The organism is Echinicola salinicaeni (assembly GCF_014280965.1).
GTDB lineage: Bacteria > Bacteroidota > Bacteroidia > Cytophagales > Cyclobacteriaceae > Echinicola > Echinicola salinicaeni.
Genome location: NZ_JACODZ010000010.1, coordinates 105,568 through 131,608 on the forward strand (window position 1 = coordinate 105,568; position 26,041 = coordinate 131,608).

A 26,041-nucleotide genomic window follows, 5' to 3' on the forward strand; every position below is an offset into this window, starting at 1 on the left:
TTCATTAACTATTAACAGGTATTTAACACTAAAAAGATCAATTTTACAAAATACAGGAAGAGACAAATAAGAATAAATAACAAATACGATTAGCTTATATAGGCGATCACCAAATATTCAATTATACTTTTATCATTCCCCCAAACTTTCACAACGAAACGAAAGTTTGAAAGATTTAAAACACCGTAATACGTAGTTAACAATAAAATAATTGCAATATTTAATAGACACAGTCGTGACTTTGTCTAATCAGAAAAAAATCACTGTTTCAATTTGGCATTTTCCCAAACCGGAAATAAAAAAGCCACCTAAATCCCAGGTGGCTTAAACAAGTAAAACAATACATGTAAAATCGACATCTTCACAATCCTATTCATATGGCTCCGAAAGCGCATAGTATTCATTTTCCAAGCTTCCATCAGCGTAGAGTTTCAAAATGGCATAACCTGGAGGTGTTTCGAGGTAAAACTGGGGTCCAGCAGATTGCTCATCTCCTTTACCCCACCAAAAACCACTCAATGAACCATTACAGAAATAATTCACACCATTATACCAAACCCTATCAAGCATATGCTGATGACCACTTAAGCAAGCTTTGACCTTGTCTTTATGCTTATAAAATAATTTTTTTAATTCCTTATGATCACTATGCTGCCCACCTACCAAGGAATTGGTTATACTTGTAATCGGATAGTGGGACATTAATAAAGTAGGCGTACTAGCAGGAAGTCGCTCCAATTCATCCTCTAACCAAGCCATTTGTTCCTCCCCCAAAGTAATTCCCTTATGATTACTATCTAAAATAATGAAGTGCCAGCCCCCTTTTGTGAAACTGTAATAATTGTTTGGAATCCCCAGGCGCTGCTGCACATATGGCTTTCCATACATTTCATCATCCTTGGAGGGAACATCCCACCAACAATCATGATTACCTATACAGCTAAAAATTTCATAATCTTTAATTTCTTCAGTGAGCTTATCCCACTCAGCCCATTGACTCAATGCATCTTCCCTTGTTTTTCCCTCATAAGAAACATCCATAATAGTATCTCCTCCATTGAGGAAAAAATCAGGTTTGTGTGCCTTTACCAATTCCAGCCATTCTTTGGCCCTTTCTAAAATATTATTCCCAGGCTGGATATGTACATCGGTAATGTGAGCAACTGTAAGCACAGGCTCACCATTTCTCGTACCTCCTTTAGCCACTACTGGAACAGCACAAGAAGCTGCAACAGTCGCAGATTTAAATAAAAAACTTCTCCTTTTCATAACTTATTGTTTATTATTAAAGCGCTTAATTTTTATTAATCATGGACCACCAAAAATGAAAGTACATTTTATACCAAATATCTTCGCGTAACCCAAGAGGTCTGGAAAACCAAAAATATTTCTACAATAAGAGGTCTTTACTTATCGAAAACTGAATAACCATTCAATATTATATACTATAAAAGTCAATTCAAAGAAATTTGAAAGCAAAAAATTTCAATTAACTTTGCGATAACATTCCAATAATGATGAAAAGCAAAATATCAGAAACCCGAAAAAAAGAAATCATCGAAGGTTTTTATCACCTAGCCAAGGAAAACGGATTGGAAAATACTTCTATTGCGAAAATCGGCAAACACTTAGGCATCCCCCCAAGCTTGGTCATGCATTATTTCCCTACCAAGGACAATCTCATATTAAATTTGATTTCCTATATCCTTGACCAATACCTATTGATTTACAAACCCAAAATGCAAGAGCTCAAGGAAAGTCAAGAACACATCGACCCCAAAACTTTTGTAGACAGGTTATTTTCAAGGGACTGGAATCAACTATTTGATGACGGAGTATTTTACAGTTGTTTCGCATTGATTTTTAGAAATGAAGTAATCAAAAGAGAATACCGAAAACTGCATGAAAAGCTTAGGGAATCCCTTAAAGAGATCCTTGATAAGGATGAAAATTTAAGAGAAAAAGACACCCAACTTCTGGCCGAACAGATCTTTGTGGTGGTAGAAGGTGCGTACTACTACCTTTCCATGATAGACGATGAAAAATCATACAACCAAAAACTTGATTTCTTCAAAGGCCAAGTTTATGATTTGTTACAAAAGGAAGTAAGCTCAAAATTATAGAAAGATTTCCCCCAGCTTCACTTGACCTCTTCAAATCCCACTCATTAAACTTCCCTTATAAATAAAAAAAAAAATAAAATAGCCGTAAACCAAACTAAAGCTCAAAAAGGCTTATAATTCAGCCCCTCAATATCCCAACCGGCCCTTTTGGCTCCGGCATTATAGGCACTGTTTAAAAATGATAACAAGACTTGATTGGGATCATCTTCTTTTTGAAGTTTATTGTAGGACAAAAATGCCATCGGGCTACCATTACTGTCAACCCATTCAGCATAATCAGGAATCAATTTTTCCTTATCAATTCCTTCTGGAGAAGGATAAGTATAAGAATAAAAAGCCGGCTCCCTCACAACATCATCTCCTGCCCAAAACCCAAAACTAATCACTTCATGTGAGTAAGCATCTTTATCAGGAGCCTTTGCTGAGGCATCCATTTCTGGTCCTTTCTTTCCAGAAAACCTGGTAACCGCTAGGTCCATATGATGCCAATACAAATGCACAGGACATTGCTTCCCATAAAATCCTCCGCTAAAATCAACAAAAACACTATCCACCCACCTCAGTATGGTCCAATAGTCCTTTACCGCTGCTTTATCATAGAAATGAAACTCCTCTATTTCTCCAAAAGGCTTTTTCGGCTCTAAATCATACGGTTTGTCTATTATCTCCACATCGATATCTAACGCAGACAAAATCCGAAAAAGATTTTTCTTAAAAGCAGCCACTGATAAGCCATCCATCAATTCAAAGCTCCTGATCTCTCCCTCACAAGTCCTGACCTGCAATTGATGCCTGATAAAATCAAAATTAATTTCAAACAGTCCACCTATTTTGTCCATAGGCATAGAAAAAGTCGACAAACCTGTAGCTGTAACATGAAGCGTAATATGCCACCAGTGGTTTTTGGGAGGCTTTAACTTTAAAGCTATCTTACCCACAATTTGAAAATATAAATGCAGGGTCTTTTTGGTATTTTCCCAAGATGACAAAGGTAAAGCAGGTAAACAATGAATCATGACTATTAGGATTAAACTTAAAAGGCCAATCCGGCAAAAACCGAACTGGCCTTTTATGAATTTAACCATTTATTAGTCTTAATTCAATAAAATCACAATCAATTATGACACAAGTCATTAGAACGAAAAGTCATACTGTATCCTAAATCTCCAACTGGAAGCCCTTCTGTTAACAGAAGCCCTATCAAAATCAAAATAAGTAACATCTGTTGTAAGCTTACTCCTATGATCTGCAAAGAAAACATTCAAGGCAAGCGCATATTCTTCTGTAGTATTTCTTGGTATGGCTTTATCTGGCTGATAATAGGCATACCTACCTGCCAATTCAAATAATGGATTTTCTTGCTGGCCTTTTTGATGATTCAAAACATAACCTGCTTGACCATAATATCCTACCAAATGATGGTCTGCGGACCAGCCTCTTGTATCCTTTATTCTTTTTCGATGGTACTCACTCTGCCAACTGAAACCTTTATATTCAAAAGCTGATTCAAGCACATACTGATCTACCTGATATTGACCTGGCTGCCCGATATCCTCATAACCTTCCAAATCTCCACCTCCACCAGAAGAGAACCTAGTATACTTACTGGTATTGGTGGCTCCTGCAGCAGCTATAGAGGCCTGTGGAGTCGTAAAATAATTCAAGTCTGACCCCGAGAAGTCAACACCATCCCCCAAAAAATTCCAATAAACTTTCCCTACGTACATCAAATGATGATCGTCATTATCCCTAGCTCCTCTACCGTTACCAGTCAGTACTGACAAACTATAGTTAAAGTCCAATAAATTCCCTTGATCTATTCGCCCATATGCAGACACCCCTTGCTGCCTATCCAAAGTAAATGGACGGTTGATAATAGAACGTTCCAACATCTGCTGCTTTCCGCTGGAAATGGAACGCTCTCTGGAATAATCAATTTTCCATTGCCCAACCTTAAAATTAAACCACTGCCACTTTTCTACCTTCACCTCAAAGTTCAACAACCTGTTGGCCCCTAATTCATATTCAAAATAATATTTAAGCCAAGGCTGATGAGCAAACCCTCCTACTTTAAGTCTGGCCCTGTTTATTTTAAATATATTTCTGGTTTGTACTTCAAAATCGTCAAATGTAATCGGATCTTGATCACCTGGATAGGCATATCTAAATTGAAGCCTGCCACCAATCTGAAGCCTATATTTGTTATCAGGACTTGTAAATTGAAAACCTTTAGAGGTATATTGAACATCTACTTTTGTAGAGTCATTTTCATGACTTTGCACAGCTTTCGCACTGACCGTAATCGTACAGACCAGGACAAATAAGGCAACGGCCTTCCTTAATTCCATAAGAATTGCTTTTTTTTTATAAAGATATAGTATGCTTTTTTATTGTCGAAGATTCCTTGCATTTCTCTGACAATAATACAGCGGGTGGTGAATTAATTTCTGAATTCAGGCTGCAAAATTATATGGATTGTTTTTCTTTTACAGGCTTACCTGTGTTATCCTTATGTTAACATTGATAGACACCTATTAATATAAAGGTAATGATATGATTAATATCTTAGGGTATTAAACCTTTAACCCTAATCCTTTTATTAGCAGTTCCACCTTTTTTTCTATCTTTGTGGAGAAATATTGTCTTAACTATTCCTACAACAAATACACACATGATGCCTGAGGTTAAACTCTTTGCCGGAACCAATACCAAGAAACTTGCTGAATCAATCGCCACCAACTATGGTCAGGAATTAGGAAAATTAACACTATCCAAGTTCAGTGACGGAGAGATGTCTCCAAGTTTTGACGAATCCGTGCGGGGATGCCATGTATTCCTTATCCAGTCTACTAACCCTAATGCTGACAATCTACTGGAATTGTGCCTAATGATTGACGCTGCAAAAAGAGCCAGTGCCTATAAAGTATGTGCAGTAGTTCCTTACTTCGGATACGCCAGACAAGACAGGAAAGATAGACCAAGAGTTTCCATCGCCGCTAAGCTGATCGCCAATATGATCACCTCAGCTGGTGCTGACAGGATCATGACCTGTGATTTACACGCTGGTCAAATACAAGGTTTTTTCGATATTCCTTTGGATCATTTAAATGGATCAGCTATTTTTGTGCCCTATTTGAAAAGCCTGGATTTGGGCGACAACCTTATCTTTGCATCTCCTGATGTGGGAGGTGTAGGAAGGACTAGGGCTTATGCCAAGCATTTTGAAGTAGAAATGGTCGTTTGTGACAAACACCGCAAGAGAGCCAATGAAGTAGCTTCCATGCAAGTAATCGGTGATGTAGAAGGAAGAGACGTGGTTTTGGTAGATGATATGATAGACACTGCTGGAACTATCTGCAAGGCTGCCCAAATACTATTGGACAAGGGGGCTAATTCGGTTAGGGCGATTGCTACACATGGTGTTTTGTCAGGGAAAGCCTATGAAAACATTGAAAACTCTGTACTGGAGGAATTAGTGGTCACAGATACCATTCCTTTAAAAAGGGAGTCTTCAAAAATAAAGGTTCTGACAGTAGCAGATTTATTTGCTAAAGCCATTCATGCCGTAACAGGCAATGACTCTATCAGCGCCCTGTTTATTTAAAAGAGAATTTTAATTTATACATACACTTATATATTCTAGATTATGAAATCGTTAGAGATTATAGGGTTTAAAAGAGCAAATCTCGACAAGTCGGAATTGACTCAAATCCGTGAAGAAGGAAGCGTACCATGTGTCGTTTATGGACCAGGTATCAAAGAGCAAATTCACTTCCATTCTCCTGCCATTCTTTTCAAGGAGTTGATCTACACTCCTGAAGTACATATGGTAGACCTAAACATCGAAGGAACCAAAGTAAAAGCAATCCTTCGTGAAGCACAATACCATCCAGTAAGTGAGACTTTATTGCACGCTGACTTCTTAGCGTTCAGTGAAGATAAAGCCATCAAAATGGACATTCCTGTGGACATCCATGGTTCTTCTCCAGGTATCCTTAAAGGGGGTAAATTAGAATTGAAAGCAAGAACCCTTACTGTTAAAGGTTTAGCAAAAGACCTTCCAGACAGCATCCCTGTTTCTATTAGCCATTTGGAACTAGGTAAATCTGTTAAAGTAGCTGAGGTTAAAGCTGAAGGTTTCGAAATTCTTACTAGCCCTAATGTTTCTATTGCTACTATCGGTATTCCTAGAGCACTTAGAGGTAAAAAAGCTACTGAAGAAACTGAAGATTAATTCAAGCTTCATACATAAAATTATGAAATCCTACCGCCAAACTTGTCGGTGGGATTTTTTATTTTAACTTGTTTATCCACAAAGGCACATCATGAAGTATTTAATTGTAGGACTGGGCAATATTGGCCCTGAATATGAACTTACGAGACATAATATCGGCTTCCTCACACTAGATCGATTGGCAGATCAAGAAGGAGTTTCTTGGAAAAGTAATCGATTGGCTTTCACAACAGAATATAAATTTAAGGGAAGAAATATCCATATGATCAAACCCACCACTTATATGAACTTAAGTGGTAAAGCCATGAATTTCTGGATGAAGGAGTTAAAAATCCCCAAGGAAAATGTATTGGTCATTGTCGATGATGTGGCAATTCCCTTTGGAAAGCTGCGCTTAAGAGCCAAAGGGTCTTCTGCAGGCCATAATGGACTGAAAAATATTGAAGAACTAACCGGCGGACAGAATTATCCCAGATTGCGCTTTGGCATTGGAGATGATTACCCCAAAGGAAGACAAATAGATTACGTACTAGGCAGATGGTCACAGTCCGAAATTGATGAATTACCGATTATCATGGACAAGGCCATCGACATGATCAAAGGCTTTTGCACCATTGGCATCAATATGACCATGAGTCAATTCAACGATTAACCCTTATACTTAAAATCTATCCAAAATGAAATCAATCAATCTAGGCCTACAAATCGTCCCAAAAAGCAACCATCTCGACACCTATAGCCTCGTGGACAAGGCCATCGAAGTCATAAAGGCTTCAGGTATAAAATATGAAGTAACCCCTTTTGAAACTGTAATGGAAGGCCCAGAAGATGAATTGATGGCCATTGCAAAGAAGGCCCAAGAGGCAGTACTAGAGGCTGGGGCCGATGAAGTATTGGTTTACTATCGCATGCAAATCCGAAAAAATGGAGCAGTTACCATGGAGGAAAAGACCGCAAAGCACAAGCAAGCTTAAACTATCTGAATCCATCCTCAAAGATATGAAAGGGTACTGGTTTCAGTACCCATATTTTTTCCCCCACATTCTTTGAAGATTTTTCCGAAGATCATTTTCCCGAGCATTTTTTCCAGGATCATACAACTTTTGCCCCTTCAGCTTATCCGGCATAAATTCTTCCTCTACAAAATTCCCTTCGTAGTCATGTGCGTACTTATATCCCTTACCGTAATTCAAATCCTTCATCAATTTTGTCGGAGCATTCCTAAGGTGAATAGGAACAGGCAAATCTCCCTCTTGGCGCACGATAGCCTGAGCCTTGTTGATCGCCATATAACTGGCATTGCTCTTAGCTGAACTGGCCAAATAAGTCACACATTGAGAAAGGATTATCCTGGCTTCAGGATAACCGATTATTTTCACCGCATCAAAACATTGTGTAGCCAAAAGCAGCGCATTGGGATTGGCATTACCAATATCCTCAGAAGCCAATATCACCAATCTCCTGGCGATAAACTTCACATCCTCACCTCCTTCAATCATCCTTGCAAGCCAATAGACCGCTGCATTGGGGTCCGACCCCCTGATAGACTTGATAAATGCTGAAATAATATCATAATGCTGCTCTCCCGATTTATCATATATCGCTACCTTTTGCTGCGCTATATCAGTCACCTTCTCATTGGTCACCACCACGGGGTCCTCTGGAATGGCATTAACAACTATTTCCAATAGGTTCAAAAGCTTTCTCCCATCCCCTCCTGACAACCTCAGCAAAGCTTCTGTCTCTTTTAATTCCACCTGCTTGTTCTTCAAAAGAACATCCTCCTTCAAGGCTTGTGCAATCATTACCTCCAAATCTTGCCTTTCGAGAGAATTGAGCGTAAACACCTGACACCTTGACAATAAGGCCGCATTGACCTCAAATGAAGGATTTTCAGTCGTAGCACCAATTAACCGGATCTGCCCCTTCTCCACTGCTCCCAATAAAGCATCCTGCTGAGATTTATTGAAACGGTGAATCTCATCAATAAACAATACTACTCCCTGCTGAAAACGTGCCTTTTCAATTACTCCACGAATATCCTTTACCCCAGCACTAATAGCACTTAAAGTATAAAAAGGCGCTTTTACCTCATTGGCAATTATATTCGCGATGGTAGTCTTCCCAACTCCAGGAGGCCCCCAAAGAATCAGAGAAGGCACTGTCCCTGATTTTATGGCCCTGTATAAAAAAGTGTTTGGAGCGGTAAGATGGGACTGCCCTATTAGGTCTTCCAACCTCACTGGCCTCATTCTTTCTGCTAATGGCTCTTGACTCATGCTCTCACTGCTTTGCTTTATGATAACGTTTTTGAAGGCAAAAACTTCCTTTCAAATTCTGCCAAATGTACATCCGAAAAATCCAAATGTGTCACAAATCGAACCTGATCTTTTCCAAACTGTACAGCCTTAATACCCTTTAAGGCTAAATCGCTTAACATCTGCTTTGGGCTAAGCCCTTCCAACTTTGCTATTACAATATTAGTATGTACAGGAAGGATTTCAGAAATGTTTGGGTGCTGTTGCAATAAGCTGCCCAGAACCTTTGCCCGACGATGGTCTTCAGCGAGCCTCTCCACATGATGGTCCAAAGCATAAATACCTGCAGCTGCCAGATATCCGGCCTGACGCATCCCTCCTCCCATTGATTTTCTTATTCTTTTTGCTCTTTTAATGGTTTCTTCATCCCCTAATAAAACAGACCCGACAGGACATCCCAAGCCCTTGCTAAGACAGACTGAAATGGTATCAAACATGACTCCCCAATCTCTGGCACTTTCTTTACTTTCCACTAATGCATTGAATATCCTAGCTCCGTCCAAATGCAATTTCAACCCTTCCTCTTCACATACCTTTTTAATAGGCCGAACTTCATCAAGCGTATAAATACTCCCTCCACCTTTATTCATCGTATTTTCTAAAGAGACCAATGCACTCTCTGCTGCATGCACATCATAGGGATTGACAGCTTCCTTAACATCTTCCGCAGTCACCTTCCCCAATTCTCCTTCTAACAGCTTCACTGAAGCTAGGGCATTGGACATGATGCCTCCAGCCTCGTAAAGAAATATATGGGAATTTTTATGACAGATAACCTCCTTCTGAGGACCTGTATGAAGCTTAACGGCAATCTGATTGGTCATAGTTCCTGAAGGACAAAAAAGTCCAGCCTGCATCCCAAAAATACTCGCCAACTTTTCCTCTAAACGATTCACGCTTGGATCTTCTCCAAATACATCATCCCCCACCTCGGCATCAAACATCGCTTGCTTCATTTCAGCAGTGGGCTTGGTAAATGTATCGCTTCTTAATTCAATATTCATCATTATGCTGTTTTAACACTTCTGCAGCTTCTAAGGGTCTATCAGTAGCTAGAATATCGGTACCATTATCTAGAAATTCCTTATAAACATGATCACCTCTAGCAATGGCCCTTTTATCCAAATTTCCCAATACGCCAAGAATGGTAAAGACACCATGCTCATGAAGCATTTTATTAAAGGAACTTTCTCTCTCAGACAAACCCGTAAACGCAATAATATTCTCTACGGGGATACCAGTTTCCTCAAACCGCCCCCACTCTACTTCATTTCTAATAGTAACTGAAAGCATGAGTTCAGGATTCAAGTGATGCAACATCTTGGCTGCACCAAAATCATATGTGATCAACACTATGTAGGCTTCCGCTTCCATATCCTCAACTTCCCGTACAACCAACTCATAAGGGACATTATCTTTAATATCCAAGGTCAGCAACGTCTTTCCTTTTGCCCATTTCAATACTTCCTTTAGGCTTGGTATTTTGAAATGAGTCACTTTCCCTTCCATATCTACCAAATTCAACTGTTTTAGCTCATCAAATGTCTTGTCTGCCACGCTTCCTTTACCGGTACTGGTTCTATCCAAGGTATTATCATGCATCATAACCAAAACAGAATCCTGGGTCATAGCAATATCACATTCAATAATTGCAGAGGTGTTTTCCAAGACATAATCAAATAGTTCTATGGAGTTTTCCGGATAACCAGAATAGCTTCCTCCTCTATGGGCACTTACCATAAAATCCCTACCTGAATTCCAGTTAAAAAACTCCTTGGTGGCGCTTACATCAGTAAATTGCAAGTAATGATTTGGGCCAATTGATTCTTTTTTCTCAGTTTGACAAGAACAGCTTACCAGGCCTAAAATCAAAAAACATACCCCCCATATTTTCATCCCCTTTGCAGTCATTAACTATGAGTTAGAGGATTTATTAGGTTCCTTAAAGATGAAATCAAGTGGACCTTTAGATGCTTTGAATGACTTCTCCATTCCTCCAAGCTCTATATTCAAAGCCTTGGTAGACAAATTAATCTCTATCAGTGAAATCAACAATGAAACTAATAACGCTATCATACTCAACATAAAGACAATATTGGCTGCGGTCTTGATTTCTTGGTATATCAGGAACATGCAAATAACACACAACAAAAAGCTCAGCACGCCAAAAATCTGCATATTCTTAATCATATTCACTCTTCTACGTAAATTCTTTAACTGCTCCAACAATAATACGTCTTCAGGGTTTTCCCGATACCGTTCATTTAAGCCCCTAATTAAACTTGCCATGGCCAAAAACCTATTGGTATAAGCCAACATTAACAGGGTAATTGCTGAAAATAAAAGCGCGGGTGTAGAAAGTTCCAGTTGCATATTTGGGTAGGCTTTAAGAATCTAAATTCTATATTTTTCAGGTAAAATAAAAGCGAGACCAAGCTAATTGACAGTAAATGACAAATAATCCAAATTCAGAGTTGATTCAAGAACGCCGAATAGATAGTCTGCAAAAAGATCAAGTGATGAACCATTTTACCTAGTAATAAAAAAAGCACGCCATCATAAAAACAGCGTGCTTTTTTCAATATTTCTATAGCAATTTAGGCTACCTCACCAATAACTACCAAATTCTCCAATGTTGGAGCTTCACTTCCTCCCTTAGGTTCAATAGTGATAGCAAAGGCCCCCGCACTGACAGCAGCTTCCATCTGCTGTAATTTCAGTTTTTCACCAGGCTTAACAATTCCTATGCCCACTGGTCCATCATCACCTATGGCCCATAATTGATAATCTTTTTCTTCTTCTAAACTCGACAGATTATTTACCGAAACAAATACCTCATGGGACGCCTTATCCCAAAAAACATCTACCAATGCATCCTTTTGGAGCTCGAAGCTCTCCCCTGACATCGGAATTCGTTCGTAATTATTTGATAACAGTGTCTGTAACTGATCTCCCGTTTCTTCAAATCGCGCCTTATTAATCTCCAGCTCTTGGCTTAAGACATTTCTCTCCTCCAGCAAACTGGTGAACCTATTTTCTACATCATAGAACCGCACTGCATAATAAACCGCCGCACCGATAGCCAAAAGGGCTACAATTGAAGCAGCTACAGCAAAACTTTTCCAAGGCTGTAAGGCAACCTCTTTAGTTGGTGTCGAAGTCACTTCTTTGGTGACCTTAGGAGCATCCAGCTCTTGACTCAAGGTATCAAATATTTTATCCTTTACCTCATCTGAGGGTTTTACCCCCAATTCATTATCAAAAGCAAACATTGCTTCTTCTATCTCATCCAGCTCCTTTTTAATCTCAGGATACTGCTTAGATAGTTGAAGAACCTCTTCCCGCTCTCTGTCACTGAGTTCTCCCAGTACAAAAAGCTCCAACTTACCTGACGCTATGTAAGACTGAATATCCACTAAATTCTATTAATATTCTTTTTTAACACATTAATGGCTGCACGAATCCTGGACTTCACCGTTCCCAGTGGAATCTCATATTCTTCTGAAATCTCAGAATGCGTATAGCCTTTAAAATAAATACATTCGACCACGAATCTTTGTTCCTCATTCAAATTGGTCATGAGGTCCTTTACGCCAATTCCATCCACTGCATCCAGTGTACTTGACGATCCTTCCAAACCATATACGTAATTATCTATCGTATTGGTCTTTTGGATTTTAGAAAATTCTTTCGATCTGGTTTTGTCTATGGCTGCATTTCTGCAGACATTGGCCATCCAAGTATAGAGCCTTCCTTTTGATTCGTCATAGCTATCTATTTTTCGGATGATTTTGACAAAAGCATCATGAAAAACTTCCTCTGCAATATCGCGGTCTTTGATCACCCTGGATATTACCGCAAACAAGGCCTTCGAGTACTTTTCGTACAGATAGTCCACTGTTTGCCGATCCCGAGCTCTAAGTCCTGTAATGAGTTGTTCTTCTTGCAAAAGTTGCTGAGGGTTAAATTTTTTGCCTTATAAAAAAGAAAACACGAGAAGAAAACCTTCTCGTGTCATAATATTATAATAAGTTATCCAATTTTACAAATGAATCACCTCATCATATGCAGCTGCTGCAGCTTCCATCACTGCCTCTGACATAGTCGGGTGAGGATGAACCGTCTTAATCAACTCATGACCAGTAGTTTCCAGTTTTCTGATAGCTACAATCTCAGCAATCATTTCTGTAACATTTGCCCCAATCATATGCGCCCCAAGTAATTCACCATACTTTGCATCAAAGATCAATTTTACAAATCCATCTTTTGCACCGGCTGCTGAAGCTTTACCAGAAGCAGAGAATGGAAATTTACCAACCTTAAGATCATAACCAGCTTCTTTGGCTTTTGCCTCGGTATAACCGACAGAAGCAATCTCAGGAGAACAATAAGTACACCCTGGGATATTACCATAATCCAAAGGCTCTGGATTATGACCCGCGATTTTCTCAACACAGATAATTCCTTCTGCAGAAGCCACGTGTGCCAATGCAGGACCTGGGATCACATCTCCAATGGCATAATATCCAGGCATATTGGTTTTATAGAACTCATCTACTTGGATACGGCCTTTATCTACTACGATTCCGACATCTTCGAGACCACAGTTTTCAATATTGGCCACTACACCTGCAGCAGAAAGCACTACGTCACAATCAAGGGTTTCTTCACCTTTCTTGCCCTTAACAGTCACTTTACAACCATCTCCTTTGGTATCCACAGCAGTTACCTCAGTGCTGGTCATTATTTTCATCCCTGCCTTTTTGTAGATTTTCTCCAAAGACTTGGAAACTTCAGCATCTTCATTAGGAACGATCCTATCCATAAACTCGACTATGGTAACTTCTGTACCAATTGCAGCATAGAAATAAGCAAATTCTACTCCAATGGCGCCTGAACCTACAACCACCATTTTCTTAGGCTGCTTTTCCAAGGTCATGGCCTTACGGTAACCAATGATTTTCTCATTATCAATCTTGATCGCAGGAAGCTCTCTAGATCTTGCACCTGTAGCGATGATGATATTATCAGCACTATAGGTAGTTTTGTTACCATCCTTATCTTCAACTTCCACTTTCTTGCCCGGCTTCACTTTTCCCCAGCCCAAAAGTTGCTCAATCTTGTTTTTCTTAAATAAGAACTGGATTCCCTTGCTCATTCCTTCGGCTACCCCTCTACTTCTCTTCACCATTCCTCCAAAATCAGCTTCAGCATCCTTAACCGAAATACCGTAATCACTTGCATGATTGATGTATTCAAAAACCTGAGCACTTTTCAATAAAGCTTTGGTAGGAATACAACCCCAGTTCAAACAAATACCACCCAATTCGGCAGCTTCTACTACGGCAGTTTTAAGACCTAGTTGAGATGCGCGGATTGCCGCTACATATCCACCTGGACCACTACCTACTACAATAACATCAAATTTAGTTGAAGACATATATATGTTTTTTAAATAGCTTTCTTAACCAACGCAAATTTAAAATATTTAAGCTCAGAAAAAAATTTGGTTTCCATTATTCAAAGAGCTCAAAGACAATTTAAAATCATATTATATAGATGCTAAAAAGGATAGGACTGATCCACCTTTAAAACCATCCGCAACTTGTTTTTGGGAATAAATCCCTATTTTTGACCATTCAATATGAACTAACAATAACAATCAATATGGGATTACTTTCAGGAAAGACAGCCCTTATCACAGGGGCTTCCAAAGGAATAGGTAGAGCAATTGCTATTAAATACGCTCAAGAAGGTGCCAACGTCGCTTTCACATTTTTGTCAAGCGTGGAGAAAGGTCAAGCCTTGGAAAAGGAATTGGCTGAATTTGGCATTAAAGCCAAAGGTTACCGTTCAGATGCATCAGATTTTCAGGCTGCTGACGATTTGGTGGCTGATGTAATTAAGGAATTTGGTTCTTTGGATATTTTGGTAAACAATGCAGGAATTACCCGCGACAACTTACTGATGAGAATGACTGAAGAAGCTTGGGACGAAGTAATGAATATCAACCTAAAATCTTGCTTCAATACCGTAAAAGCTGCCAACAGAACCATGATGAAGCAAAAATCAGGAAGCATCATCAATATCACTTCCGTGGTAGGTATCAAAGGAAATGCTGGTCAAGCGAACTACGCAGCTTCTAAAGCGGGCATCATTGGTTTCACCAAATCCGTAGCCTTGGAATTAGGTTCAAGAGGAATCCGAAGCAATGCAGTTGCTCCTGGTTTCATCGAAACTGAGATGACCGAGGTATTGGACGAAAAAACTGTCCAAGGCTGGAGAGACGCCATCCCTATGAAACGAGGAGGCAAGCCTGAAGAAGTCGCTGATGCCTGTGTATTCCTGGGTTCTGATATGAGTTCATATATTTCAGGACAAGTTATCCAGGTTAACGGAGCCATGTTAACTTAAGCGTAAAGAGCAAAGAGTTTAGATTAAAGAGCCGGGAAATGAGATTTCTTGGCTCTTATTTTTTTATATGGCTTCCCCGCTAATCTATCCAAGGTAAAGGTCCTCCAAGCCTTCCCTCCCGACAGACAACCCTACAACCTTTTACAAATCAATACGTTAATTATTATGATATCATTTTAATATTATAATAATATGGAAAAGACAACCAAACCCATTTCTGGTTATATCATGGTTTTTATCGAACTGTTGATCATAGCGGCCATTATTATGTTTGTAGTTAGCGGCAAAATTGCGCTGGGAATAATTGCCGGGATAATATTCATCTTTATAATTCCTGGCTTCTTTATTGTCGAACCCAATAAAGCCATGGTACTGCTTTTATTTGGAGCCTATAAGGGCTCTGTAAAGTCCAACGGTTTCTTTTGGGTAAACCCATTCATGATCAAGCAAAAGATTTCTATGAGGGTCAGAAACTTTGAAAACACCCCTTTAAAAGTCAATGACAAAATCGGTAACCCCGTCATGGTGGGAACCATTGTAGTCTGGAAAGTGGAGGACACCTTTAAAGCTTCCTTTGAGGTAAATGACTATGAAAACTTTGTCCACTTACAAGCAGATGCTGCTGTCAGAAAAATGGCAGGCCTTTACCCTTATGATAATTTTGAAGCAGAAGATGCGGAAGTCACCTTACGTTCGGGCGTCGAAGATGTGAACAAATCCTTGGAAGATGAAATCAGCGAACGTTTACAACATGCCGGTATCAAGGTTATTGAAGCCCGCATCAGTCACTTGGCTTATGCTTCAGAGATTGCCAGTGCCATGCTTCAGAGACAACAAGCATCCGCCATAGTTGCTGCCAGAAGGAAGATTGTCGATGGTGCAGTAGGCATGGTAGAAATGGCTTTGGATGATCTAAAAGAAAAGGAAATCATAGACTTTGATGTAGAAAAACGCGCCACAATGGTCAGTAATTTGATGGTAGTTTTATGCTCTGATAAAAGTGCCAGTCCCGTACTGAACGTGGGCACATTGCATCAATAAAAAAATTATTAAATATGGCTGGTAAAAAAGCTTTTGCCCTGAGAATCGACGAAAAATTAATGAAGGCTGTGGAGAAATGGGCGGCTGATGAATTCAGAAGTACCAACGGTCAGTTGGAGTGGATGATCCATGACGCCTTAAAAAAAGCAGGTAGATTACCCAAACCTGGGAATACAAAAAAAGAGGCCGAATAGGCCTCTTTTATTTATTTGATGGGTTCTAAATCTGGATTGTATAATAATTGCTCATTTTCAAAATCATATAAGGTCAACTGCCTCAATTCATAATAAGCTGCCCAGTACTCTTGCAGGGACTGAATATAACTTCTTCTATTTGAGTCTTTTTCTTGCTGAGCAATATTGAGGTTAGTAATATCCACCTTTCCACTCAAATATCGCTGCCGCGAGATCTCATACCTTTTAGCAGCTACCTCATCAGCCTTTTCACTAATAGTAATCCTATCTCTCAGCTGCTGAAAATTCTTCACTTGAGTAAATACTTCCTGCTCAAAATTAACTATCTCCTGCTCTACTGTATAATCTACCAATTTTTGATTGGCCTTAGCCTGCCCCATTCTTGCTTTATTTCTCCCCCAATCTAAAATAGGCACACCGACAGTTAAGTTGACAATGGCTTGTTGATTAGGATTTTGATATACATCAGAAAAGTTCCCCGCAGCATTATTATACCCGTAACTCGCGTTTAAATTCAAATCAAACCGATCCCCTTTTGCTTGAGCCACTTGTGACTCTGCTTGCAATCTCCTAATGTCAAAGTCCATGGCCTCGGAATTATTTTCAAAGGCTAAATTGATAGCTTTCTCTACATTTACTTTAAAGTCAGGTATCTCATTGGGCAAAACCAAATCAAACTCAACATTTTCATTTAACCCAATATAGGACCTTAAAGATAATGCTGAGGACTCCAAATCCAACTTAGCTGAAGCTAAAGCCTGATCTGCCTCTAGTACCGACAGTTCAACCTGAAGCAATTGATCCTCAGTAGTTGTCCCAATATTATATCTCCCTCTTTCAATTTTATAAATAGCCTCAGTATTGGTTTTATTTTGCGTAGCAATATCATAACTCACTTGGGCTATCATATATCTGAAGAACAATTGGGTAGCCGTACGACTGATTTGTTCCATTTCCTCTACATAACTCTTCTTACTTTGCTCATATACCAAGGGTTGAATTTTCTTATCCCATTTCAACCTATTATATGCAAAGATCGGCTGACTCAACCTTACATTTATCGGAACACCACTCCACCTGACACCTTGTTCATTATCCTGTGCATAATAATTATCAAACCTACTGGTCGAAGTATTTACCGAAATCATCCCCCCAGTAGCTGTTATACTTTGACGCAAACCAACACCTAGATCTATTAAACTCTGCTCCACTTGCCTGTATTCATAAGTACCGTCTGGTTGCTGTACAGGGGTAACTGACTGCTGATAGTTCGGTATCGTACCCTCCAATCTTAACTGAGGATTATAATTGGATTTATAAAAACGATAAGCCCAATAACGATTCTCCTTTCTAGTTTCGGCACTTAAAGCCGCTGGTGACCGTGACTTAGCCCTGGCGATAATATCCTCTAGAGAATATTTAATTTTTTCCTGCCCCAAAACCGTATTCGAAATACTTAAAACAGTTATGGCAAATAATAAAAGCGTTAATCGTTTATTCATGTCTTAAAGAAGTTATAGGGTCTTGATTCGCTGCCCTTTTAGCTGGAGCGATCCCAAAAATTAAACCTACTGTAGCGGCTACACTAAAAGAAACCATGATGGATGGAATAGTAATAATGGTAGGGAAATCTCCAAATCTGGAGACCATACTGGCCAGGATTACACCCAATATGACCCCGATAATTCCTCCTGAAACAGATATCATCATGGCCTCAAACAGGAACTGATGGACTATATCTGTCTTTTTTGCCCCCAAGGATAACCTCAGGCCGATCTCCTTGATCCTCTCCATCACAGAGGCCAACATAATATTCATAATCCCTATCCCCCCTACTAAAAGTGAAATTCCCGCAATGGCTCCCAAAACAATATTGAAAATATTCTGGGTTCGCTGCTGTTGTTTCAGCAATAACTCAGGGATGGTAATTTCAAAGTCGATTACATTATAGTGCTTCCTTTCTAAAAGTCGGGAAAGCACTTCCGCAGTAGGCTGAAGCATATGACTCTCCTTTACCTGCACCACCAACTTATCAATCTGATGGGGATTGGTTTGCCCAGCACTTCCTGCTGAAGAGCCCACAATTGATCTGATCCTTCTGCCCCTAGCACCAGAAACAAGATTACCAGAGGTAATCATATCACGGTTCTTATACCTAACCAACATGGTCTGTACTGGGATATATACATCCATATTATAATCCCTGATACCAAGCTTAGCGATACTCTTATCTGAGACTATTCTCTCCTCAAGAATACCTACTACTCTGAGCCATTTATTACCACATTTGATCTTTTTTCCTATTGGATTTTCAGTACTAAAAAACTTAGTTTGAACCCCTCTTCCTATGATACATACCGGATCACCTTTCAAAAGATTGTTTTCGGTAAACATGCTACCTTCCCGTAAATTAAAATTGGTAACGTCAAAATATTCAGGGGTTACACCTACCAATTTGGCAGACCTTCTTAATCCACTTTTTACTATATAGGTATCCAAAATAATCTCAGGGCTAAGTTTTGCTATACCAGGTATCACCTCACTTATTGCCTGAACATCCAACATTCTTAGTCCGGGAGAAAACTTGTTTTTTTCTTCCCCAGGGCCAGCACCACCGCTTTCATCCACTTCCTCTTCCACTTGTTCCACGATAGGTTCAATGATGATATTATTTACCCCCACCAATTTGATCTGTTCCAAAATCTCCTGCTGGGCACCATTACCAATGGCCATCATGGCAATCACCGCTGCCACACCAAATATTATCCCCAATGCCGTCAATAAAGAGCGCAGCCTATTGGCCATCACCGCCTCTAAAGCGCTGTAAAAATTGGAGAGTAGTCTCGCATTAATCATATATCAAAAATTAATTTCCCGGTCTCTGAGGTCTTCCACCGGCAGTTCCACCACCTCCAGGTCTTCTTCGCTCTCCACTTGCTTCTTCAGCAGTCTTCTCGGCAGAATCATTCTTTTCTTCTAGGTTTCTTTTACCATTTAATTCAGCCAACAATTTTACAGGTTGGTCTTCCTCTGCCCATGAAGGAATAGAAAGATATACCCTATCTCCTTGCTCCAAGCCCATCTCAACGACCACTTCATCATAATTGGATGTTCCCAACTTCACTTCTTGCTTGGCACCATTGTTAAGGTAAACATAGTTGATACTATCATTTTGAACATGAACAGCCTCAAGTGGCACAAAAAGCACCTCGCCCAAATCCTGCGCAATGATCGCGTTACTGGTTGTCATCGCAGGACGCATAACTGGATCACTTTCATTCACCAAAATAGTTACTTCAAAAACTTTTGCATCCGAATTAGGCCTTTGCTGCCCCACATTGGCCACTCTTGTCACTTTTCCAGTAAACTTCTTTTCGGGGAAGGCATCTAATCCAATTTCTACTTCCTGCCCCACTTTAACTTTTCTGATCTCTACCTCATTCACATAAGTGATACTTTGCATTTCTGTTAAATCAGGCAATGTGGCTACCACAGGATTCCAAGCACTGATCTGCGACCCTTCAGAAATTTTAGTCCCATCCCAATTGGACTGATATATCACCATTCCATCTTGAGGGGCCTTGATATTAAAGTCCTCCAACAAAGATTTCATCTGCTCAAACTCCCTTTCTTCCTTTCTCAATCTTGCTGTACGCTGCACCATTTGTGCCACGGCTTGCTCATATTTGATTTTATAATTTTCTTTGGCCTGTTCCAGGTCCCTTTTGGCCTTCTCCAAGTCATATTCGTTTTGCTTGATGGTTGCAGGCGGCTCATATTGAGACTGCTCAAGCACCAATTTCTTTTGCTCTACCGTATAATCAAGGTTAAGAATTTTATCCCTTTCCTGTCTTAATGTTAACGCGGTATCCAGCTTTGTCTTTTCATATTCGGCAACCTCAGAATCAAGATTGTTTTGTCCATCACTAATTTTGCCAAACAGCTCGGATTTATCCAAAGAAGCTATAAAATCTCCTTTCTTCACCACAGTCCCCTCATCCACCATCTTTTCAATAGTCAACTGGTTGACCCTAAAATCCCTAGCCCTTACCGGACCAAGAATTTGCACTGACCGGAGTGCCTTTAATTCCCCTGTAGTGGTTATCTCTACAGTGAAGTCTCCCTTCCTAACTGGAACAATTAAGTCCGCAGCCCCACCCGACGCAGTGGGGGAAAAAATAAAGTATAACAGCACTATAGCTGCCACACTCCCTAAACCTACAAATATTAAATTCTTTTTCATGATTGAATTTTATTAAGCAAAATCACCATTAGCTATAACAACAAAATTAAATTTTTTATCTCTAATAAAAGACCCAACTACACCCAAATATAGCCATTGAAATAAAACCTCAAACTAAATTCTTAATTAAAAAATGTTAAAAGAGAAAAAATTGTTTTACTAAATTGCAGCCTTTAAAAATTATTTCCCCGTAAAATGAAAAGAATAATCAGTTTTGTCATCCGATATATCCCAAGAAGATTTCTCCAATTGATCAGTCATTTTATCTTGAGGATCATGGCTGTCTTTTATAAGGGAGATAAGGTTAACTGTACAGTATGTGACCATTCATTTAGAAAATTCTTGCCTTATGGAAGAAAGGCCAGAGAAAATGCATTGTGTCCAAACTGTTTGGCCCTCGAAAGACACAGGCTCATGTGGCTCTTCCTTCAGCAAAAAACCAACTTTTTCTCTGCGCCACTCAAGGTTCTGCATGTGGCTCCAGAACTCTGCTTTATTGACCGTTTCGAAAAATTAAAGAATTTGGACTATATCACTGGTGATATAGAATCTCCATTGGCAAAAGTAAAAATGGACATCCATGACATCCCTTTTGAAGACAATAGTTTTGATGTGGTCTTTTGTAACCATGTAATGGAACACGTCGATGATGATATTCTTGCCTGCAAGGAAATCAACAGAGTCCTAAAGCCTGATGGATGGGGGATAATCCAGTCCCCAGTATATGATATCCCAAAGACACTCGAAGACAAGTCTGTCACTTCCCCTACCGAAAGAGAAAGACTTTTTGGACAAAGGGATCATGTGAGAAAATACGGGCATGATTATGCCAAAAGGTTAAGTAAATCGGAGTTGGTAGTAGAAGAGAATAATTTTGTAAAAGAATTATCCATTGAGTGTATATCTAAGCATGCATTGCCTCCAAAGGAGATCATTTATTATTGTAAAAAAGGATAAATCAATTTTTATCTCTTTTTATGAATATCAATGCCTTAATCATACCCGCTCCATAAGCAAATAATTGACCATAAGAACTAAAAAGCGCCATCATCCCCACCTTCAGAGATTGATTACTTATACTTGCATCCAAAAACACTCCTAGGCTCCATAATCCATAAAAAAAGGCTCCTACTAAAAATACACTCAAGCTGATAAAAGGGGATAAAAGGATCAATACGGCACCAATTAAAAAGATTGATGGCATTAGATGCACTGCTTTAATAGAACCTGGATGGTAACGGTTTACATTCACCCTGTTCATCCCAAAAGAAAAACTTTGCTTCAAAAAGGACATAAAGTCATTTCTGCGCTTATGGTAAACAAATGCCTCTTGGACCAATTGAAGGTTAAATCCTGCATTTTTTATTCGGATGCTGAGTTCAATATCTTCTCCCTGATTAGGATCAATAAAACCTCCTAAACGATCGTAAACTTTTTTGGAAAACCCCATATTATACCCCCTAGCTTGGTATTTCTTAGGGTCTGCCACCTTACCCCTGATCCCTCCAGTAGTCCAAAGGGAGGTCATGCTGAAATTAATCGCCTTCTGAAAGTCTGAGAAATCACCCATGGCAGCATCTGGCCCACCGTGCGCATCCAATCCTCTCTTCTTAACAGCCTTATATAGAATGCTAAAATAATCTTGGGGAATCACACAATCAGAATCAAAAAACACCCAATATTCGCCCCCGGCCTTTTGCATACCGAAGTTCCTGGCAAATCCTTGTCCTGTATTTTCTTGGTAATAATAGTGAATATTGAGTTGTTGCTTAAAGCCTTTGACAAGGTTTTCACTTTTAAGTGTTGAACCATCTTCTACAATGATCACTTCAAAGTCCTCATTGGATTGCTCACAGAGACTCAATAAAAGCTCCTTTAATTCTTCTGGACGATTATAAACAGGAATGATAACTGAAAAGTACATCAGTTGTCCAAATTTATCTCTTGATCAATATTATAATCGTTTCTTTTAGTATTATTGGATATCATCATTTCAGCCAAAAAACCTGTTAAAAACAGTTGCATCCCTACAATCAAAGCCACCAAAGCTAAGTAAAACAAGGGTTGATCGGTTATTTCACGTACAAATAGTCCTTTTTTAAGACCATAGAATTTTTCAAAGGCCAACCAAATTGTAATCAAAAAACCAGTCAAGAACGATAATGTACCCAGCGTACCAAAAAAATGCATAGGCTTCTTTTTATACCTGTTGACAAAAGAAACAGAGATTAAATCCAAAAAACCGTGAACAAATCGTTCAAGTCCAAACTTAGTCTCACCATATTTCCTTGCCCTATGATCCACAACCTTTTCACCAATTTTAGTAAAACCATTCCACTTGGCGATCAAAGGAATATAGCGGTGCATCTCCCCATAAATATAGATCTGCTTAACCACCTTGTTTTTATAGGCTTTCAGTCCACAGTTGAAATCATGTAACTTAATACCTGAAATCATTCTTGTAACTCCATTAAAAAATCGAGAAGGGACTGTTTTGCTAATAGGATCATGGCGCTTTTTCTTCCATCCTGAAACAATATCATAGCCTTCCTCCATGATCATCTTATAAAGGTCTGGAACTTCCTCAGGACTATCCTGTAGGTCAGCATCCATGGTAATCACTACTTCTCCCTTAGCCTTCCCAAAGCCAATATCCAGTGCTGCAGATTTTCCATAATTCCTGCTAAAGCATATCCCTTTAACATGTCCATTTTCTTGAGCAAGTGAAGAAATTATTTCCCAAGAATTATCGGTGCTTCCGTCATTGATAAATATCACCTCATAATTCAAGTTATGCTGAACCATTACCTTATTAATCCAGTGGGATAGTTCAGGTAAGGATTCTTCTTCATTAAAGACTGGAATTACTATGGAAACTTGAATCATTTATACTAGTTGACTATTCGTTCTTTTATTAATGGCCACAGCGATCAAACCAATGATCAACGCCCCCATTAATGCATTAACCAAAGATGATGCAGCGAAAAACTCAGCTGTTTGAAAGAATTTCATAAATGCCGGAACATTGTCAGGATCATAAGTAGCTCCCATTTTTTCCTGAGCTTCTATTTGGGCTTCTACTATTCTTTGAACATATTCAGTATCTACCACTTTTATGTATACATAGAATACCAGACCTCTTAAGGCTCCTGCTATGAGACCTATAAGCAGCACTATCTTAAAACCTTGACCAAAACTCAGGATCCCCTCATTTGCGTCTCGAAATTCTTTTGTACTAAAAAAATAAATCCCAAAAGCAATCAATATGCCTAAAAATCCTGAGGCAGCTTGAGCCCCAAGACCTTTGGAAGATAAATCGAACATCGCTGAGATCAATACTATTATAGCACCAATAATACCATAAATAAGTCCCCACTTTTTTGAGGTCTCCCCTATTGTCATTTGCTCATCCATAATATTTAAGATTTAGTTCTTTTTAAAATTATGGAAATAATAATTGTAAAAAATAATTCCAACATGAAAATTTTCAAAAACACATCCAATGCGATATCGGATATACTCATGTCCAAATTCTTGGACATCGTTTCATCAAATGCTTCCTTATTTACGTTTTCGGTAATATAATCTTCTTGACCTTCAAGCCAGGCAATTTTTTCGGCTCTATGGCTTATGAATATACCTTGGTCCAAATTCAAGAACAAGGCAATTCCTAATGCTGTCACTATAGCAAGAGAGGTATAAATAACAAAGCCAACCGTCATTCCTTGGGCAAACAACAGCTCTCCATCACTATGTTCATCCCTAAAATTTTTCATACCTATAAAGACAAACACAGGAGTGATCATACAAGCAAAAAACAAAGTAAAATCGATTGGCTCTAAATCCAAGGCTTTTAATACCCAAAATGCAACCAACGTAAGGGCTCCCCCTACTATACCAAAAAGGTAACTGTTCTTTATATACTTAGTCATCTAGACGTACAAATTTACCTTTATTGATAAGTGCTTTAACTTTACCTTTTAATGTCTGATTAAAGAATGGTGAATTTTCTGAAAGGGACCTATTTGATTTTTTATCAAAAACCCACGCCTCATTGGGGTCAAACAATGTAAGCGAGCTAAATGCTTCAGACACATCTTTAATAACTTTTGCAGGACCTGTAGTTACCTTTTGAACCAGTAATGGCCACCCCAATTCCTTTTCAAGCTTAACCATTGCAGGTAAAAAAGTCTGCAGACCACTCATTCCAAAATCGGCAAGATCAAATTCCATATGTTTAGAATCAAAATCTTTTGGCTGGTGATTGGAAACAATCGCATCAATAGTACCATCCTTTAATCCATCGATTAAAGCTGCTCTTTCCTCCTCACCCCTAAATGGAGGTATGACCTTTAAATTACTATCATAATTATTCAGGTCTTCATCTGAAAACAATAATTGATAAATAGATACATCTGCAGTAATATTTAAGCCATCTTCCTTCCCTTTACGAATAGCCTCTACACCTTTAGCAGTACTTACAGTCTGAATATGCAAATTGCCTCCCGCATACCTTAATATTTCGACATTCTTTTGGATGGCCACTTCCTCTGACAAATTAGGAATCCCTTTCATTCCTAAAGCAGTAGAGGTATAACCTTCGTGCATTTGACCGAAGATGGATAATAGAGGGTCGTAAGATTGATCAAAAAGGATCCCATCAAATTTTTGCAAATATTGCAATATCTTCATCATCCTATCTGAATTTGAAACTGGTACTATACCATCCCCAAAAATCTGTACGCCATGATGATTAATATCCAAGATCTCGGTAAGATCATCTCCTTTTGTATCTTTGGTTACAGCTCCCTGTATATGGATATCGGTTATAAAGTCCTTCACCTTATTCTTAACAAATTCAACCTCATTTTTGGATTGAATAACTGGTGCTGTATTGGGTAAAACAACAGCTTGAGCAAAACCAGAAACCTTTAGCACCTCACCTAAACTCTCAAAAGTTTCCTGATATTCTAAACCAGGTTCACTTACACCACATCTTAGATCAATCCATCCTTCCGAACCTAACCAATTTGAACAATCAACTATTTCCTCAATATCATTTTCATTACCATCAAATGGTCTTAATATTTCACCATTATAGAAATAATCCTTAGGTGCTAAAATGGAATCTTTTTGAATTAATTTTAAAGATTTGAATAGAATTGCCATGCTATTATTATTTGTGCAAATCTGCCATTTTTTTCTTTAAAAATGAACCACATTCAAAAAAGTTTATCCGATTGAATTCACAGCAAGGCCAATCAATTAAAAATAAAACAGTTTATAACTCCCCTATAAAACACAAAAAGGCCCTTCCACTGATGTGAAAGGGCCCATGATAAGTGAGGGGCGGCGACCTACTCTCCCGGGTGTAACCCCAGTACCATCGGCGCGACAGGGCTTAACTTCTCTGTTCGGGATGGGAAGAGGTGGATCCCCTGCGCCGTACCGCCCAAATTCTTCTGGCTAGGTCG

General features: G+C 39.1%; 27 protein-coding genes and 1 rRNA gene. 9 read left to right on the top strand and 19 right to left on the bottom strand.

The features are described 5' to 3' along the window. Window positions 1-369: 369 nt before the first annotated feature. Complete coding sequence (locus H7U17_RS18520) at window positions 370-1,269, bottom strand: metallophosphoesterase family protein (protein WP_186758279.1); 900 nt, start codon at window positions 1,267-1,269, stop codon at window positions 370-372. A gap of 245 nt (window positions 1,270-1,514) precedes the next feature. Between H7U17_RS18520 and H7U17_RS18525 the strand changes: the two genes are divergently transcribed. Next, window positions 1,515-2,123: a TetR family transcriptional regulator gene (locus H7U17_RS18525; protein ID WP_230981491.1), complete on the top strand. Its 609-nt coding sequence runs from the start codon at window positions 1,515-1,517 to the stop codon at window positions 2,121-2,123. A 101-nt stretch (window positions 2,124-2,224) separates the two neighbouring features. Here H7U17_RS18525 and H7U17_RS18530 read toward each other — a convergent pair whose 3' ends face one another. Next, window positions 2,225-3,139, bottom strand: a complete 915-nt coding sequence (locus H7U17_RS18530) for a DUF5996 family protein (protein WP_186758281.1) — start codon at window positions 3,137-3,139, stop codon at window positions 2,225-2,227. A gap of 117 nt (window positions 3,140-3,256) precedes the next feature. Further along, window positions 3,257-4,471 (bottom strand): OprO/OprP family phosphate-selective porin, encoded by a 1,215-nt coding sequence (locus H7U17_RS18535; protein WP_186758283.1) that lies wholly within the window; start codon window positions 4,469-4,471, stop codon window positions 3,257-3,259. A 326-nt stretch (window positions 4,472-4,797) separates the two neighbouring features. On the opposite strand from H7U17_RS18535, the gene H7U17_RS18540 reads away from it, so the two are divergent. The 4 genes from H7U17_RS18540 to H7U17_RS18555 all read left to right on the top strand — a co-directional run bounded on the left by H7U17_RS18540 (window position 4,798) and on the right by H7U17_RS18555 (window position 7,331). Continuing rightward, window positions 4,798-5,727: a ribose-phosphate pyrophosphokinase gene (locus tag H7U17_RS18540; RefSeq protein ID WP_186758350.1), complete on the top strand. Its 930-nt coding sequence runs from the start codon at window positions 4,798-4,800 to the stop codon at window positions 5,725-5,727. 42 nt (window positions 5,728-5,769) lie between these two features. After that, complete coding sequence (locus H7U17_RS18545) at window positions 5,770-6,357, top strand: 50S ribosomal protein L25/general stress protein Ctc (protein ID WP_186758285.1); 588 nt, start codon at window positions 5,770-5,772, stop codon at window positions 6,355-6,357. Window positions 6,358-6,448: 91 nt separating this feature from the next. Further along, window positions 6,449-7,009 carry an aminoacyl-tRNA hydrolase gene (gene pth / locus H7U17_RS18550; protein ID WP_186758287.1) on the top strand — a complete coding sequence of 187 codons (561 nt, stop codon included), beginning with the start codon at window positions 6,449-6,451 and terminating at the stop codon, window positions 7,007-7,009. Between the two features lie 25 nt (window positions 7,010-7,034). Beyond that, window positions 7,035-7,331 carry a thiamine-binding protein gene (locus H7U17_RS18555; protein ID WP_186758289.1) on the top strand — a complete coding sequence of 99 codons (297 nt, stop codon included), beginning with the start codon at window positions 7,035-7,037 and terminating at the stop codon, window positions 7,329-7,331. A 42-nt stretch (window positions 7,332-7,373) separates the two neighbouring features. Here the strand turns inward: H7U17_RS18555 and H7U17_RS18560 are convergent, their stop codons facing one another. The 7 genes from H7U17_RS18560 to lpdA form a co-directional block, all read right to left on the bottom strand. Beyond that, window positions 7,374-8,636 carry a replication-associated recombination protein A gene (locus H7U17_RS18560; protein ID WP_186758291.1) on the bottom strand — a complete coding sequence of 421 codons (1,263 nt, stop codon included), beginning with the start codon at window positions 8,634-8,636 and terminating at the stop codon, window positions 7,374-7,376. 17 nt (window positions 8,637-8,653) lie between these two features. Next, window positions 8,654-9,679, bottom strand: coding sequence for a threonine aldolase family protein (locus tag H7U17_RS18565; RefSeq protein WP_186758352.1), 1,026 nt, complete (start codon window positions 9,677-9,679; stop codon window positions 8,654-8,656). After that, the gene (locus H7U17_RS18570) at window positions 9,669-10,586 is read right to left on the bottom strand and encodes a glycerophosphodiester phosphodiesterase family protein (protein WP_230981493.1); all 918 of its coding nucleotides are present in this window, start codon (window positions 10,584-10,586) and stop codon (window positions 9,669-9,671) included. Before H7U17_RS18570 ends, H7U17_RS18565 begins: the two co-directional genes overlap by 11 nt. 3 nt (window positions 10,587-10,589) lie before the next feature. Further along, entirely contained in the window at window positions 10,590-11,048 is a 459-nt protein-coding gene (locus H7U17_RS18575; protein ID WP_186758293.1) for a DUF2721 domain-containing protein, read from the bottom strand. Window positions 11,049-11,272: 224 nt separating this feature from the next. Further along, window positions 11,273-12,091: an anti-sigma factor gene (locus tag H7U17_RS18580; RefSeq protein ID WP_186758294.1), complete on the bottom strand. Its 819-nt coding sequence runs from the start codon at window positions 12,089-12,091 to the stop codon at window positions 11,273-11,275. Then, window positions 12,091-12,624: an RNA polymerase sigma factor gene (locus tag H7U17_RS18585; RefSeq protein ID WP_186758296.1), complete on the bottom strand. Its 534-nt coding sequence runs from the start codon at window positions 12,622-12,624 to the stop codon at window positions 12,091-12,093. The genes H7U17_RS18580 and H7U17_RS18585 overlap by 1 nt, the downstream gene beginning before the upstream one ends. Window positions 12,625-12,717: 93 nt before the next feature. Beyond that, window positions 12,718-14,115: a dihydrolipoyl dehydrogenase gene (gene lpdA / locus H7U17_RS18590; RefSeq protein ID WP_186758298.1), complete on the bottom strand. Its 1,398-nt coding sequence runs from the start codon at window positions 14,113-14,115 to the stop codon at window positions 12,718-12,720. A gap of 227 nt (window positions 14,116-14,342) precedes the next feature. On the opposite strand from lpdA, the gene fabG reads away from it, so the two are divergent. The 3 genes from fabG (at window position 14,343) to H7U17_RS18605 (ending at window position 16,324) form a co-directional block, all read left to right on the top strand. Next, window positions 14,343-15,089 (top strand): 3-oxoacyl-[acyl-carrier-protein] reductase, encoded by a 747-nt coding sequence (gene fabG / locus H7U17_RS18595; RefSeq protein ID WP_186758300.1) that lies wholly within the window; start codon window positions 14,343-14,345, stop codon window positions 15,087-15,089. 192 nt (window positions 15,090-15,281) lie between these two features. Further along, window positions 15,282-16,130 carry an SPFH domain-containing protein gene (locus tag H7U17_RS18600; RefSeq protein WP_186758302.1) on the top strand — a complete coding sequence of 283 codons (849 nt, stop codon included), beginning with the start codon at window positions 15,282-15,284 and terminating at the stop codon, window positions 16,128-16,130. Between the two features lie 14 nt (window positions 16,131-16,144). Next, a complete protein-coding gene (locus H7U17_RS18605) occupies window positions 16,145-16,324 on the top strand; it encodes an Arc family DNA binding domain-containing protein (protein WP_186758304.1) in 180 nt (59 codons plus the stop codon). A gap of 11 nt (window positions 16,325-16,335) precedes the next feature. Here H7U17_RS18605 and H7U17_RS18610 read toward each other — a convergent pair whose 3' ends face one another. From H7U17_RS18610 to H7U17_RS18620, 3 genes are read right to left on the bottom strand one after another with little or no spacing between them, the layout of a single operon-like run. Further along, entirely contained in the window at window positions 16,336-17,826 is a 1,491-nt protein-coding gene (locus H7U17_RS18610; RefSeq protein ID WP_186758306.1) for a TolC family protein, read from the bottom strand. After that, entirely contained in the window at window positions 17,819-19,180 is a 1,362-nt protein-coding gene (locus H7U17_RS18615) for an ABC transporter permease (protein ID WP_186758313.1), read from the bottom strand. Before H7U17_RS18615 ends, H7U17_RS18610 begins: the two co-directional genes overlap by 8 nt. A gap of 10 nt (window positions 19,181-19,190) precedes the next feature. Continuing rightward, window positions 19,191-20,567, bottom strand: a complete 1,377-nt coding sequence (locus H7U17_RS18620) for an efflux RND transporter periplasmic adaptor subunit (RefSeq protein WP_186758315.1) — start codon at window positions 20,565-20,567, stop codon at window positions 19,191-19,193. A gap of 195 nt (window positions 20,568-20,762) precedes the next feature. Between H7U17_RS18620 and H7U17_RS18625 the strand changes: the two genes are divergently transcribed. Further along, window positions 20,763-21,524, top strand: coding sequence for a class I SAM-dependent methyltransferase (locus tag H7U17_RS18625; protein ID WP_186758318.1), 762 nt, complete (start codon window positions 20,763-20,765; stop codon window positions 21,522-21,524). Window position 21,525: 1 nt separating this feature from the next. Here the strand turns inward: H7U17_RS18625 and H7U17_RS18630 are convergent, their stop codons facing one another. From H7U17_RS18630 to rrf, 6 genes are all read right to left on the bottom strand, one after another. Next, window positions 21,526-22,491, bottom strand: a complete 966-nt coding sequence (locus H7U17_RS18630; protein ID WP_186758320.1) for a glycosyltransferase — start codon at window positions 22,489-22,491, stop codon at window positions 21,526-21,528. Beyond that, the gene (locus H7U17_RS18635; RefSeq protein ID WP_186758322.1) at window positions 22,491-23,453 is read right to left on the bottom strand and encodes a glycosyltransferase family 2 protein; all 963 of its coding nucleotides are present in this window, start codon (window positions 23,451-23,453) and stop codon (window positions 22,491-22,493) included. The genes H7U17_RS18630 and H7U17_RS18635 overlap by 1 nt, the downstream gene beginning before the upstream one ends. After that, window positions 23,454-23,981 carry a DUF4199 domain-containing protein gene (locus H7U17_RS18640; RefSeq protein WP_186758324.1) on the bottom strand — a complete coding sequence of 176 codons (528 nt, stop codon included), beginning with the start codon at window positions 23,979-23,981 and terminating at the stop codon, window positions 23,454-23,456. Window positions 23,982-23,986: 5 nt separating this feature from the next. Next, on the bottom strand, window positions 23,987-24,499 hold the full coding sequence (locus tag H7U17_RS18645; protein ID WP_186758326.1) for a DUF4199 domain-containing protein: 513 nt from the start codon (window positions 24,497-24,499) through the stop codon (window positions 23,987-23,989). Beyond that, window positions 24,492-25,736, bottom strand: a complete 1,245-nt coding sequence (locus H7U17_RS18650; protein WP_186758329.1) for a dihydroorotase — start codon at window positions 25,734-25,736, stop codon at window positions 24,492-24,494. Before H7U17_RS18650 ends, H7U17_RS18645 begins: the two co-directional genes overlap by 8 nt. A gap of 175 nt (window positions 25,737-25,911) precedes the next feature. Beyond that, window positions 25,912-26,023 (bottom strand): 5S ribosomal RNA (gene rrf / locus H7U17_RS18655). Between the last annotated feature and the right edge of the window lie 18 nt (window positions 26,024-26,041).

What these genes read in the sequence shown, in the direction of transcription:
- H7U17_RS18520 (WP_186758279.1), bottom strand. Translation starts at nt 1,269, where the DNA reads ATGAAAAGGAGAAGTTTTTTATTTAAATCTGCGACTGTTGCAGCTTCT.
- H7U17_RS18525 (WP_230981491.1), top strand. Translation starts at nt 1,515, where the DNA reads ATGATGAAAAGCAAAATATCAGAAACCCGAAAAAAAGAAATCATCGAA.
- H7U17_RS18530 (WP_186758281.1), bottom strand. Translation starts at nt 3,139, where the DNA reads ATGATTCATTGTTTACCTGCTTTACCTTTGTCATCTTGGGAAAATACC.
- H7U17_RS18535 (WP_186758283.1), bottom strand. Translation starts at nt 4,471, where the DNA reads ATGGAATTAAGGAAGGCCGTTGCCTTATTTGTCCTGGTCTGTACGATT.
- H7U17_RS18540 (WP_186758350.1), top strand. Translation starts at nt 4,798, where the DNA reads ATGCCTGAGGTTAAACTCTTTGCCGGAACCAATACCAAGAAACTTGCT.
- H7U17_RS18545 (WP_186758285.1), top strand. Translation starts at nt 5,770, where the DNA reads ATGAAATCGTTAGAGATTATAGGGTTTAAAAGAGCAAATCTCGACAAG.
- pth (WP_186758287.1), top strand. Translation starts at nt 6,449, where the DNA reads ATGAAGTATTTAATTGTAGGACTGGGCAATATTGGCCCTGAATATGAA.
- H7U17_RS18555 (WP_186758289.1), top strand. Translation starts at nt 7,035, where the DNA reads ATGAAATCAATCAATCTAGGCCTACAAATCGTCCCAAAAAGCAACCAT.
- H7U17_RS18560 (WP_186758291.1), bottom strand. Translation starts at nt 8,636, where the DNA reads ATGAGTCAAGAGCCATTAGCAGAAAGAATGAGGCCAGTGAGGTTGGAA.
- H7U17_RS18565 (WP_186758352.1), bottom strand. Translation starts at nt 9,679, where the DNA reads ATGAATATTGAATTAAGAAGCGATACATTTACCAAGCCCACTGCTGAA.
- H7U17_RS18570 (WP_230981493.1), bottom strand. Translation starts at nt 10,586, where the DNA reads ATGACTGCAAAGGGGATGAAAATATGGGGGGTATGTTTTTTGATTTTA.
- H7U17_RS18575 (WP_186758293.1), bottom strand. Translation starts at nt 11,048, where the DNA reads ATGCAACTGGAACTTTCTACACCCGCGCTTTTATTTTCAGCAATTACC.
- lpdA (WP_186758298.1), bottom strand. Translation starts at nt 14,115, where the DNA reads ATGTCTTCAACTAAATTTGATGTTATTGTAGTAGGTAGTGGTCCAGGT.
- fabG (WP_186758300.1), top strand. Translation starts at nt 14,343, where the DNA reads ATGGGATTACTTTCAGGAAAGACAGCCCTTATCACAGGGGCTTCCAAA.
- H7U17_RS18600 (WP_186758302.1), top strand. Translation starts at nt 15,282, where the DNA reads ATGGAAAAGACAACCAAACCCATTTCTGGTTATATCATGGTTTTTATC.
- H7U17_RS18605 (WP_186758304.1), top strand. Translation starts at nt 16,145, where the DNA reads ATGGCTGGTAAAAAAGCTTTTGCCCTGAGAATCGACGAAAAATTAATG.
- H7U17_RS18610 (WP_186758306.1), bottom strand. Translation starts at nt 17,826, where the DNA reads ATGAATAAACGATTAACGCTTTTATTATTTGCCATAACTGTTTTAAGT.
- H7U17_RS18615 (WP_186758313.1), bottom strand. Translation starts at nt 19,180, where the DNA reads ATGATTAATGCGAGACTACTCTCCAATTTTTACAGCGCTTTAGAGGCG.
- H7U17_RS18620 (WP_186758315.1), bottom strand. Translation starts at nt 20,567, where the DNA reads ATGAAAAAGAATTTAATATTTGTAGGTTTAGGGAGTGTGGCAGCTATA.
- H7U17_RS18625 (WP_186758318.1), top strand. Translation starts at nt 20,763, where the DNA reads ATGAAAAGAATAATCAGTTTTGTCATCCGATATATCCCAAGAAGATTT.
- H7U17_RS18630 (WP_186758320.1), bottom strand. Translation starts at nt 22,491, where the DNA reads ATGTACTTTTCAGTTATCATTCCTGTTTATAATCGTCCAGAAGAATTA.
- H7U17_RS18635 (WP_186758322.1), bottom strand. Translation starts at nt 23,453, where the DNA reads ATGATTCAAGTTTCCATAGTAATTCCAGTCTTTAATGAAGAAGAATCC.
- H7U17_RS18640 (WP_186758324.1), bottom strand. Translation starts at nt 23,981, where the DNA reads ATGGATGAGCAAATGACAATAGGGGAGACCTCAAAAAAGTGGGGACTT.
- H7U17_RS18645 (WP_186758326.1), bottom strand. Translation starts at nt 24,499, where the DNA reads ATGACTAAGTATATAAAGAACAGTTACCTTTTTGGTATAGTAGGGGGA.
- H7U17_RS18650 (WP_186758329.1), bottom strand. Translation starts at nt 25,736, where the DNA reads ATGGCAATTCTATTCAAATCTTTAAAATTAATTCAAAAAGATTCCATT.